This window comes from Streptosporangium oxazolinicum, assembly GCF_039537505.1.
GTDB lineage: Bacteria > Actinomycetota > Actinomycetes > Streptosporangiales > Streptosporangiaceae > Streptosporangium > Streptosporangium oxazolinicum.
This window is the reverse complement of sequence record NZ_BAABAQ010000006.1, coordinates 433,891-445,331: the sequence shown is the minus strand read 5'-3', so window position 1 is coordinate 445,331 and position 11,441 is coordinate 433,891. Positions and strand designations below refer to the sequence as shown.

Genomic DNA, 11,441 nt, shown 5'->3' with positions numbered 1-11,441 from the left:
CCGTATGCCATTGAAACGACGATTCGCCCGAGTCACGGTCAGTTGCGCCTTCGCGGTGGCCGCCGTCCTGAGTCTCGGAGCGTTCTCTCCCGCGCCGACGAGCGTTCCGGACAACCCGCCCGCGCCCCAGCCATGGGAGTCCGCTCCCCGGTCATGGGAGCCCGCGCCCCAGCCCGGGGAGGTGGCACCGCCGCCCAAGCCCACCGTGCGCGCCCTGACGGCCACCGAGATCCGGGAAAAGAAGCTCGATCAATACATCGACATGTCCCTCCAGAAGGAAACGCCTCCCGGCATCGTCGACACGTCCCAGGGAAAGTTCACCAGCGACCTTCCCTCTCCCGCGAAGCAGACGGGAAACGTCAGTCTCGCCGATTCCGCTTCCGCGACGGGCTGCTGGTCTCTCACGACGACATACGGATCCCCCGCTCTTCAGGGAAGCGCCTACCACACCTGGTGCGGCGACGGCGTCCTGGTCACCTACACCTCCGCCGGTTGCACCGGGAGCACGAGCCTTTCCACCTACATCTACGAGGGCTGCCAGAACATCCAGGCCTACGGAATCGGCTGGAACGTCTGGGACGTCACCGACAGATGGCGTTTCTGCACGGCCTACGACCGTCTCACGGGCGTGTGCTCCGCCCGGATATACCCGTGGCAGAAGAACCGCTACGGCGCCGCCGGCCAGGTCTGGCTGCTCGGCTGGGGCAACTAGCGTGTCCCGGGTCCGGATCCTCGGGTGAGCCGAAGGATCCGGACCCACAGGACGGTGCCTCGCGGGTGAGGCCCGGCCAGGCGGCTTCCCGGGAATCTGATCACCGCGTCCAGGCCGGACGGCGGCCCACAGGGGGCCGCGTGCCCGCCACCATCCCGGGCCGCTCGCTCGCCCGCGAACCGGACCTCCGGCGAAACCGGCGAGCGGTCCGTACGATAATTTCATCACTTGTTGACTTAGTGGCCTCTCCGGCTTAACGTTGCGGCAACGCATTGGTTGCAGTGACGCAAGGAGTTGTCCGATGGACCCCGTGGACGGCGCGGAGCGCGATCGGATGGCCGACGACATCGGCGACCTCCGCCGGGCGCTCATCCCCGGCCTGCTGCTCCATCTGCTGAGCGGGTTCGAGGGCGACGAGCCCTCCATGACCCAGATCGCCACGCTCTACACCCTCGACACCCCGGCCTCCCCGACGCTCCGCGAACTCGCCGGGCGGGTCGGCCGGTCCGTCTCGGCCACCAGCCGCCTGGTCGACCAGCTCGTACGGCGAGGGCTCGCCGACCGCCGGGAGGATCCCGGCGACCGGCGGGTGCGGCGGATCGCCCTCACCCCGGCCGGAACGGACTTCCTCCGCACGTTCGAACGCGTCCGGGCCGACGCCCAGCTCGAAGTCATGGCCCATCTGACCGCCGAGGAACGCGAGCTCGTGATCCGGGCCATGACGCTTCTCGGCGAAGCCGCAAGGAGACGCCCCCATGTCCAAGCCGCTCATCCTGAGATTCGATGACATCGGGGCGGAGACACTGCCCCTGGTCGGCGGCAAGGCCGCCAATCTCGGTGTGCTCACCACCGCCGGGCTCCCCGTTCCCCCCGGTCTGTGCGTCACCACCGAGGCCTACCGCAGGGTCACCGAGGGAGCCGGGCTGGAGGACGTGCTCGCGGCACTCGCCACGACGGCCGCCGGAGACGTCCCCGCCCTGAACGCGCTGGCCGCGAAGGCTCGCGCGCTCGTGCTCGCCGCGCCGGTCCCCGGCGACATCGCGGACGCCGTACGCAGGAGCGCGGCCGGTCCCGTCGCGGTCCGCTCCTCCGCGACCGCCGAGGACCTGCCGCACGCCAGCTTCGCCGGGCAGCAGGACACCTACCTCAACGTGATCGGCGCCGACGCCGTGCTGGACGCGGTCCGGCGGTGCTGGGCCTCGCTGTGGACCGACCGGGCCGTCGCCTACCGGGCCGCGAACGGCATCGACCACGGCACGGTGCGCCTGGCGGTGGTCATCCAGGAGATGGTCCAGCCGGAGGTGGCCGGGGTGATGTTCACCGCCAACCCGGTCACCGGGCGGCGGCGCGAGGCGGTGATCGACGCCGGCCCGGGACTCGGCGAGGCCGTGGTCTCCGGCGCGGTCAACCCCGACCACTTCGTGGTCGACACCGCCACCGGCGAGATCACCGAGCGTCGCCTCGGTGACAAGCGGCTCGCCGTACGGTCACTGGCGGGCGGCGGCGTCGAGCACGTCGAGGCGCCCGCGAGCACCGGGGACCCCGGGGGCTCCGCAGAGTCCGCGGAAGGCGCCTGTGTCACCGACGCGCGGCTGCGGGCGCTGGCCGAGCTCGGCGACCGGGTGGAACGGCACTACGGGACGCCCCAGGACACCGAGTGGGCGATCGACTCCGACGGCGTCCTCTGGCTGACCCAGTCGCGTCCCATCACCACGCTCTATCCGATTCCCCGCCACGCGGAGCCGTCGCCGGTGGCGGGTGGTACGGGAGCGGGGAGGACCGGTGCCCGGGACCCACGCCCCGGAGGCTTCGAGCCCGAGGGGACGCGGATCTACTTCTGCTTCAGCCTCGCCCAGGGCCTCTACCGGCCGATCACCCCCATGGGCATGTCGGCCTTCAGGCTGCTGTCGTCGTCGGTGTTCGAGATCCTGGGGATCCCGGTGGCCGACCGGGTGGCCGGGGCCCCCGTCATCGCGGAGTCGGGCGGGCGGCTGTTCTTCGACATCACCGGTCTCATGCGCGGCAGGGTGGGCCGCGTGGCCTTCCCGAAGGTCCTCGACGTGATGGAGGCCAGGTCGGCGAAGGTGTTGCGCGGCCTGCTCGACGATCCCCGGTTCGGCGTCACCCAGCGCTCGCTCCGTCCGCCCCTGCGCCGGGCGGTCAGGATCGTGTCGCGCTTCCGCGTCCTGCGGCGTGCCGTACGGGCCCTGCTCAACCCCGCGGCGGCGCACCGGGACGTGGAGCTGCTGGGCGCGCGCCTGCGGAGGGGGCTGGCCGCGCCCGAGGGGTCCACCCCGAGTCGGCGGCTCGACCACGTCGAGCGGGTGCTGAGCCACCGGATCTTCCCGCTGCTGCCGACCGTCGCTCCGGCGGCGGCGGCCGGTTTCGCGATGCTCGGCCTGGCGGCCAAGGCGCTGGGCGACCGGGCCAGGCCCGGCGAGCTGCAGACGGTCCTGCGCGGGCTGCCGCACAACGTGACCACCGAGATGGACCTGGCGCTGTGGCGGCTGGCCACCCGCGTCCGCGAGGACCGCGAGGCCACCTCCCTGTTGCTGGGCACCCCCGCCACCGAGCTGGCCGGACGCTTCCGCGCCGGATCGCTCCCCGGCGTCGTGGGGAAGGGCCTGACGGACTTCCTCTCCGTCTACGGCGTCAGGGCGGTCGCCGAGATCGATCTCGGGCTGCCGCGCTGGTCGGAGGACCCGACCCACATCATCGGCGTCCTCGCCAACTACCTGCGGCTGGAGGATCCGGCCCTCGCCCCCGACGCCCTGTTCGCCAGGGGCGCCGCCGAGGCCACCCTCATGATCAAGACCTTGGGCGGGCGCGCCGGAGGTCTTCGCGGGCGGTTCGTCCGCTTCACCCTCGGCAGGACCCGGGCGCTGGCGGGTCTGCGCGAGATGCCCAAGTACGTCATGGTGACCGCCCTCGCCGCGATGCGGGCCGAGCTGCTCGCCGTCGGCGGAGAGCTGGCGGCGCGCGGGCTGCTGGCCGACGCCCACGACGTCTTCTTCCTGACCTTCCGCGAGGCGCGAGAGGCCCTCGTCACCCCTTCCTCTCCCGGGGCCGGTGATCGCGCGTCCGGCACCGGGCCGACGGTCTTCCCCGGCGGAACGGGCGCCGGAGGCACCGCCGCGGACCGGCCCGAGGAGACCGCGCTGAAGGACCTTGTTTCACGGCGGCGTGAGGAGGCCGCTCGCGAGCTGCGCCGCAGGCACGTCCCCCGCGTCCTGCTGTCGGACGGCACCGAGCCGGAGGCGGTCGGCGTACGGACGCCGGTGGACGGCGCGCTGACCGGCACCCCGGCCTCGGCGGGCACCGTCACCGGCGTCGCCAGGGTCGTCCTCGACCCGGTCGGCGCGTACCTGGAGCCCGGGGAGATCCTGGTCTGCCCCTCCACCGACCCCGGCTGGACGCCGCTCTTTCTCACGGCGGGCGGCCTGGTGATGGAGATGGGCGGCGCGAACTCCCACGGCGCCGTGGTGGCCCGCGAGTACGGTATCCCGGCCGTGGTGGGCGTGAGCGGGGCGACCGAGCACATCGTCACCGGCCAGGAGATCACCGTTGACGGCGCCTCCGGCGTCGTCACCGCCGCCTGACCGGACGCGCGGCTCGTTCACCGCTCGCGCACGGCCCACTCGTGGTTCACATGGGTGGGACCGCTACCGGCGATGTCGCCGGAGCACCTGCCGCCTCGTCTCTGAGAAGCCGTCTCTGAGAAGCCGTCTCCCAGGAGATGCCGCCAAGAGGCTGCCTCCGGGGAACCGTTTCCAGGAAGATGCCTTCGAGGAGACACCTCCCGGAAAGGCGGGGATCATGCCCTCCACCCAGGTCGCCGTACTCGGCGAGTGCGTCGCCGACGCCTTCACCACGAGCGGCGCCCTCACCACGGACGTCGCCTCGACGCTGGACGACTCCCCCACAGCCGACTCCCCGGCGGACGGCTCCGGCGCGGGTGCCGCCCTCGTCCCGGGCGGCGCGCGGGACGAACTCGTCCTGCGCGTCCTGCCCGGCGGCGGCCCCGCGAACACCGCGGTGGCCCTGGCCCGCCTCGGCACCGCCACCCGCTTCCTGGGACGGCTGTCGGGCGACTCCTTCGGCGCCCTGTTCCGCGCGCACCTCGGCGCCTCCGGGGTCGACCTGACCGGCTGCGTCGACGCCGCCGAGCCGAGCACCCTGGCGGTGGCGACCCTGGACGCGTCGGGGCGGGCCCGCTACTCCTTCCACGCCGACGGCGCCGCCGACTGGGCGTGGAGCGCGGCGGAGCTGACCGCCGAGCGGATCGGTGACGTCTCGTGCCTGCACACCGGCTCGCTGGCCCTGGTCCGCGCGCCGGGCGCGGAGGTCGTCGAGGAGGCGCTGGCGGCGACCGCGACCCGCGCCACGATCTCGGTCGACCCCAACGTGCGGGCCGCGCTCGTCGATCCGGCCGTCTACCGGGAGCGGATGCCCCGGTGGTGCGCGCTGGCCGACATGATCAAGCTGAGTGACGACGACCTGGAGCACATCCACCCCGGCGAGCCGGTCGAGGGGGTCTGCGACAGCTGGCACGAGGCCGGGGTGCGCCTGGTCGTGGTGACTCTCGGCCCGCTGGGGGCGCTCGTCTCCGTCGGCGGCGAGCGCGCCACGGTCCCCACACCGCCCACGGAGGTCGTCGACACCGTCGGCGCCGGTGACTCCTTCACCGCCGGGCTCCTGCACCGGCTGCGCGCCTCCGGCCTGCTTGGCGGGCGGCTCGACCGGCTCGACCTCGACCTCGCGGTGGACGCCGCGACCTTCGCCGCCCGGGTCGCCTCGCTCACCTGCTCGGTGGCCGGGGCCAACCCCCCGTGGGCGCGCTAGGAGCCGTTCAGAGTCCGGATCATGTGGTTGAGGTTCGGCCCAGCCGTTGAACCGGGAGTAGGGCGTGGACCACGGCCCGTAGCGTTCCGGGACATCACGCCGGCCGGATCCGGTGCGAAAACGTCACAGGATCCCGTTGGACTGATCACGCACCCGCCGTGGCGGCGGCCCGGTAGCCCGCCACCGGCAGATACGGCTCGATCGACGCCCACTCGGCATCCGTCACGTCAAAGCGCGCCACATCCGAGTTCTACCAGCCACGACCAGCCCGCCACCGAGCCCCATCCGGATCCGAACCCCGAACAGCTCCTAGCGGACGGAGCAGATCGCGGATCCGATCACCTCCGTCACCGCGTCCGGGTTCGACACCAGGGTCAGGTGGGAGCCGCCGGGGAACTCGGTGACCTTCGAGCGGGCCCGGCGGGCCATGAACCGTTCCGAGGACGGGGTGATGATCCGGTCGCCGGTGCTGATGAAGTACCAGGAGGGGATGGTCTTCCACGCCGCCGCCTTCGAGGGCGTCGAGAACGCGATGGTCGAGGCGGGGCGCTGGGAGGCCCACAGGCGAACGGCGGTGTCCCGGGGCAGGTCCGAGGCGAACGAGCGGACGAAGGTGTCCTGCTTGAGGTACAGGTCCTTCACCCCCCGGGACGCCCCCGGGTAGGACACCCTGTCGTAGAGGGAGGCGGGATCCTTGGAAAGGGCGGAGTCGCGGCCGCTGAGCCCGCCGGTGGTCTCCCCGATGTCGGGCGCCGCCGCGTCGACGTACACCAGGGCCTTGACGTTCGGGACACCCGCGGCGGCGTTCGTGATCACCGAGCCCCCGTAGGAGTGCCCGACGAGCACGATCGGGCCGGAGACGGTTCTCAGGAAGTCGGCGACGGACGCGGCGTCGGTGGTGAGGCCGCGCAGCGGGTTGGCGAGGGCCCGCACGACGTAACCCGCCTGTTGCAGGGAGCTCACCTCACCGTTCCAGCTGGAGGCGTCGGCCCAGGCGCCGTGTACCAGGACGACCGTGGGCTTGGCGCGGCCCGGTGACCGGCAGGGCAGCGGGTCGCCCGCGAGCGCCGCCGCCGCGCGTGTCGTCGTGGCCGCCCGGGTGCCGGTCACCGGCGATGTCACTACGGACGCGGCGATCACGGCGAGTGCCGTCACGGGGACGACCACCTTGAGCCGTCGGCGGGTGCGTACGGGGCTCATTGCGCTCTCCCTCGATGCGATGGGTGATCTTCGGAGTCCGGTGGGCGCCGCCCGGCGGCTCCGTACCGCGTCGGCGGCCTCATCCACGTCCCCCGGCGCGGCGGGTGAGCAGCGCCGCGTCGGCGACATCGGTGTCGGCGAGGGTGATGACACGGGCGCGGGGGCAGGCGGCCCGGACGATCCCGGCGAGGACGTGCCCGGGGGGTGTCTGGACGAACAGGGTCGTGCCGAGCTCGCCGAGCAGGCCGACGGCGTCGCGCCATCTCACCGTGGCGGCGACGCCACGGGCGAGGTCGTCGAGGACGGCGCCGGAGTCGCGCAGCAGGCGCCCCGCGCCGCCGACACAGGCGACGGTGAGGGGACGCCGGGGGATCGCGGCAAGGTGGTCGGCCATGGCGTCGGCGACGTGGCCGAGCAGCGGGCAGTGCGAGGGGACGCCGATGTCCAGGCGTTGTACGCGACGGGCGCCGGCCAGGGCGGCCGCCGCGGTGAGGCGTTCCAGGGCCCGGGTGCCGCCGGAGACCACGACCTGCTGGTCGGTGTCGACGACGGCCAGGTAGGCCGGATCGTCGTCGGTGCTGATCGACCCGATCACGCGCCGGACCTGGGGCACGGTCAGCCCGAGTACGGCCGCCATGCCGTACCCGCGAGGGTGGGCCTCGCGCATCAGCTCGCCGCGGCGGCGCACGGCCGTGAGGGCTTCGGCGAAGGTCAGTGCCCCGGCGGCGACGGCGGCGGGGAACGCCCCCGCGGAGTGCCCGGCCACGGCGTCGGGAACGGCGCCCTCGGCGGCGAGGGCGCGGGTCGCGGCGACCCCGGCGACGCAGAGCGCGACCTGCGTGGTGACGGTGGACTCCAGCGCCCGCGCGGTGTCCCGCAGGGACGAGCCGGGCAGGATCCGCTCGGCCTCGGCGCGGGTCGCGGTGACGGCCGGGTGCCAGGGCAGGTCATGGAGCATCCCGGGCCGCTGGGTGCCCTGGCCGGGGTAGAGGAACGCGACGCTCACGAGGCGGCCCACGGGTCGTTCACCAGGTGCGGGCCGTGGTCGGTGCGGATCATGACGGGGCCGCCGGCGCGGGCCCATTCGATGAGACTGATCCCGCCGCCGGGTGTCTCCAGCCGGCAGTCGACCGTGCCCGGCAGGGCGGCGAAGGCGGCCACCAGCCGCGCGGCCCGGGTTCGCTCCAGCCTGCGCGGTGTCCGTATCAGCAGGTCCAGGTCGCTTCCGGGATGGGTGGCCGGCTGCCCGGTGGCCAGCTCGAAGCCGACGCCGCCGACCGGGCCCCAGGTGGCGCCGGCGTCCAGCTCGGTGGCGAGCCGGAGGGCGACGGCGGAGAGGGTCTCGGCGAGCGGCGGGAGGCGGGGCCGCCGGTCTCCCAGCGCTTCGGGCGGCACGGATCGGGTGACCGCGCGGGTGGGTACGAGGGCGGCGTGGCGCTGCCACCGCTCGGGCCCGCGGATGCCGACCGGGACGAGGCCGGGCGGGTGCGGTGCCCGCCGTACGACGCCCCAGGGGCAGGCGGCGACCGACGTGGCGGCCCAGGCGGGGAGCGCGTCGCCGAGCGCTGCGGCGCCGGTGAGCCGCAGCAGGTCGTGCGGGCGCGCGGTCATCGCCATTGGGCGGCGAGCGCGTCGCGGACGCGGCGGGAGGCCGCCCGGGTCCGCAGGGCGCCGGGCGAGGTGAGGCGGTTGCCCAGGTCGCGAGGGCCCCGGCGGGCCCGTTCGACGGCGGCGGCGAGCGCGTCCTTCGCCCTCCCGACGTCCCCGCCGGTCGGGTCGCCGGCGTTCTCGACCTCCAGGAGCTCGTCGCACAGGCCGAGCTTCGCCCAGTCGGTGACGTCATAGGACAGCGGGGGGACGCGCCGTGCCAGCTCGTCGAGCTCGTCGACGGTCCGGCGGGTCACCTTCGCGGCGGCCTGCTTGTGCATGGCGTGAATCACCACGCCGGGGTCGTTGAGCGCCAGGACCTGGTTGGCCTGCGCGCCGTGCGCCAGGAATCCGCCGGACAGCGCCGTCCCGACGATGAACGTGATCACGGGGTGACCGGCGGTGCGGGCGCGGACGTAGGCGTCCACCGCGACGGCCAGGGCGTGGTGGATGCCGAGCAGCTCCTCGACGCGCCCGTACGCCTGGCTGGGAACGTCGACGACGGCGACGATCGGGCGGCGGCGGCCGTCGGGCAGGTGCGCGTCCCCGGTGACGACGCCGGTCACCGCCTCGGCGAGCGAGAGCCCCTCGCGCAGGCCGACCTCGCCGTCGCGGGCGCGGTGGTACGGGCTCCGCGGGTCCGGCACGACGGCGATCAGGCGGGCGGTGTCGTCGCCCAGCGTGGCATCCGCCGTGATCACCGACGGGACCGCGTCACTCACGGTGCTCACGTCGCCGTCGGCGAGCGCCCGCGTCCAGTTCCGGCCTCGGCTCATCGTTCGTCTCCCCTCGGCGGCACGACCCGCGGAGGGACGGCTTCCGGTCGGCGAGGGGTCCGGCGATACGGCGTCCGGCGGCGGGGCTTCCGGTGGTCCGGCGTCCGTCGGTACGGCTTGCGGCGGCACGGTGTCCTTCGGAACGGCCTTCGCCCAGACGGTCGCGAGGCCGGCCGGTTCCGGCGGATCGGCCGGGTCCACGGCCTGCAAGCGGGCCCGCAGCTCACCGATTCGCTGAGAGCGATGCTCGCCGGGCACGCCGCGTCCCACCGTCTCGATCACGGCGGATCGCACGGCGGTGACGTCGTCGAGGACGAGCACATCGGCCAGCCCGGTTCCTGTGCGCTGGGTGCCGCCGTCGATCGACCAGATCAGCGCGTGGTCGGAGGCGTCGAACTCGGCGACGCCTGCCTCGGACTCGATCACCTCGGGACCGTCGAGCCCAAGACGGCCCTCCCTGGTCATGATCAGGGAGGTGCACAGCCCGGCGGCGATGCTCATGCCGCCGAAGCAGCCCAGCGCTCCGGCGATGACGCCGACGACGGGCTGGAGGGCGCGCAGCTCCAGCAGGGCGGAGCACACCTCCGCGGTCGTGGCCAGGCCCAGATTGGCCTCCTGCAGGCGTACACCCCCGGTCTCCAGCAGCAGGATCACGGCCGTCGGGGTGCCGTCGCGGTTGTCGGCGGCGGCCAGGGACAGCGTGGCGGCGATCTTCGCGCCGGAGACCTCGCCGATGCCGCCGCCCTGGAAGGCCTGCTCGATGCCGATCACGACCGCGGGGTGCCCGCCGAGCCTTCCCTTGACCACGACGACGCCGTCGTCGGACTCCGGGACGACGCCCTGTGGCTCCAGCCAGGGCGACTCGATCCGGTCGAAGGGGCCGCACAGCTCGCGGGCGGTGCCGGTGTCGAGCAGCGCGCCGGCGCGTGCCCGAGCGCCCAGTTCGATGAAGCTTGTGCGGGCGAGCAGCGCGTCCCAGTCCGTCCGGGTGTGCTGCGCGGTCATGTCCTGCCCTCCTCGACGGCCTGCCGCAGGCGCAGGGTGACCACGCCGGGTGTCGCCCCGAAGTCGTTGAGCTCGAAACTCCCGGCGACACCGTGGCGGGCGAAGAAGCGCTCCAGCACGGTTCGCCACACCGTGTCGAACCCGTCGACGCTGGTGCGTACGCGCACCCGGGCGGCGGTGGCCGGCCCCGGGGTCATCAGGACCTCCAGATCCCCCGACCCGACCACCCCGACGTGCGCCCGGCGGGCGGGTGGCCGGTCGGCGGGAAACTCGTAGTTCAGCGTTTGCACGTGAGTACCTTCCGTTCGGCGACGCTTGTACCTCGGACGGCGTGCCCCGGCCACGGCACCATGTCGAGGAAGAGCGCGGCGGCCAGCAGGTCGGCGCTCCCGCCCGGCGACAGCCGCCGTGCGACGCACCGCTCGTCCAGCTCGACGAGGGCGGCGTGGCCGTGGGCCGTACCCGCGCCTCCCTCTGCCAGGACGCGTTCGGCACCGGACCGTACGACGCGCAGGCCCTCGGGGCCGCCGCGGTGCAGGACGCAGGTGTCGTCCAGGAGGCTCATCACCGCCAGCAACGCGTCCAGCCGGGCCACCTCCTCGGCCAGCCCGGCCGCCCTGGCCCGGCGCAGCCGCGGCAGGGCGACCTCGACGACGTGGGGGAAGGCGGCCTCGGCCTCGCCGCGGGCACCGCGCACCCCGTGTCGCCGCCGGGCCCGCTCGCCGTGGGAGGGCGCTCCCGCCGGGAGGTGCCGGTCGGGAAGGGCGGCCAGCCGGGCCGCCCGGCCGACGGCCTCCCGCTCGCCGGTGGCGCCGACGGCGCCGGCGACCAGCAGCCCGAGGGCCCACAGCGCCCCGCGATGGGTGTTCACCCCTCGTGTGACCCGCAGCATGGCCGCCTCGCCCGCGCGGCCGAGCCGGCCCAGCTCCTCCCGGAGCCCGATCCCGGCGGCCGTCCGCTCCGCCGTCTCCGCGATGGAGCGGAACGTGGGACGCAGCGCCCGGGCGGAGGCCAGGAGCAGCGGCAGGTCCATGTCGTCGTGCGCGCCGCGGCCACGGCGGTCGGCCAGGCCGGGCTTGGGGCTCAGCCGCGCCTCCTGGCCGAGCGCCCGGACGGCCAGGCCGGCGAGCAGGGCCGCGGACGGTCCCGGCGCCCCGGTCGTTCCCTCGGTCCGGGGCGTCCCGGTCGTCCCCGTCGTCCGGGTCGTTCCGGTCGTTCCGGTCGCCCTCGCCGCGGGCGCGCCACCGATGACGGTCATC

The 11,441-nt window shown here is 74.3% G+C and carries 10 protein-coding genes; 4 read left to right on the top strand and 6 right to left on the bottom strand.

Translation table 11 applies throughout. The features are described from left to right. The first annotated feature begins 4 nt into the window (after positions 1-4). The 4 genes from ABD817_RS19440 to ABD817_RS19425 all read left to right on the top strand — a co-directional run bounded on the left by ABD817_RS19440 (position 5) and on the right by ABD817_RS19425 (position 5,554). A complete protein-coding gene (locus ABD817_RS19440) occupies positions 5-712 on the top strand; it encodes a hypothetical protein (protein WP_344919394.1) in 708 nt (235 codons plus the stop codon). Positions 713-1,013: 301 nt separating this feature from the next. After that, positions 1,014-1,499 (top strand): MarR family winged helix-turn-helix transcriptional regulator, encoded by a 486-nt coding sequence (locus ABD817_RS19435; RefSeq protein WP_344919393.1) that lies wholly within the window; start codon positions 1,014-1,016, stop codon positions 1,497-1,499. After that, complete coding sequence (locus tag ABD817_RS19430; protein WP_344919392.1) at positions 1,468-4,311, top strand: PEP/pyruvate-binding domain-containing protein; 2,844 nt, start codon at positions 1,468-1,470, stop codon at positions 4,309-4,311. Before ABD817_RS19435 ends, ABD817_RS19430 begins: the two co-directional genes overlap by 32 nt. 217 nt (positions 4,312-4,528) lie before the next feature. Further along, positions 4,529-5,554, top strand: a complete 1,026-nt coding sequence (locus ABD817_RS19425) for a carbohydrate kinase family protein (protein ID WP_344919391.1) — start codon at positions 4,529-4,531, stop codon at positions 5,552-5,554. 309 nt (positions 5,555-5,863) lie between these two features. On the opposite strand, the gene ABD817_RS19420 is transcribed toward ABD817_RS19425, so the two are convergent. The 6 genes from ABD817_RS19420 to ABD817_RS19395 form a co-directional block, all read right to left on the bottom strand. Next, positions 5,864-6,754 (bottom strand): alpha/beta hydrolase, encoded by an 891-nt coding sequence (locus tag ABD817_RS19420; RefSeq protein ID WP_344919390.1) that lies wholly within the window; start codon positions 6,752-6,754, stop codon positions 5,864-5,866. Positions 6,755-6,833: 79 nt separating this feature from the next. Further along, positions 6,834-7,772: an acyltransferase domain-containing protein gene (locus ABD817_RS19415; protein ID WP_344919389.1), complete on the bottom strand. Its 939-nt coding sequence runs from the start codon at positions 7,770-7,772 to the stop codon at positions 6,834-6,836. Beyond that, positions 7,757-8,365, bottom strand: coding sequence for a malonate decarboxylase holo-ACP synthase (locus ABD817_RS19410; protein ID WP_344919388.1), 609 nt, complete (start codon positions 8,363-8,365; stop codon positions 7,757-7,759). The genes ABD817_RS19415 and ABD817_RS19410 overlap by 16 nt, the downstream gene beginning before the upstream one ends. Next, positions 8,362-10,182: a biotin-independent malonate decarboxylase subunit beta gene (locus tag ABD817_RS19405; protein WP_344919387.1), complete on the bottom strand. Its 1,821-nt coding sequence runs from the start codon at positions 10,180-10,182 to the stop codon at positions 8,362-8,364. The genes ABD817_RS19410 and ABD817_RS19405 overlap by 4 nt, the downstream gene beginning before the upstream one ends. Then, positions 10,179-10,472 carry a malonate decarboxylase subunit delta gene (locus ABD817_RS19400; protein ID WP_344919386.1) on the bottom strand — a complete coding sequence of 98 codons (294 nt, stop codon included), beginning with the start codon at positions 10,470-10,472 and terminating at the stop codon, positions 10,179-10,181. Before ABD817_RS19400 ends, ABD817_RS19405 begins: the two co-directional genes overlap by 4 nt. After that, positions 10,460-11,440, bottom strand: coding sequence for a triphosphoribosyl-dephospho-CoA synthase (locus ABD817_RS19395; protein ID WP_344919385.1), 981 nt, complete (start codon positions 11,438-11,440; stop codon positions 10,460-10,462). Before ABD817_RS19395 ends, ABD817_RS19400 begins: the two co-directional genes overlap by 13 nt. Between the last annotated feature and the right edge of the window lies 1 nt (position 11,441).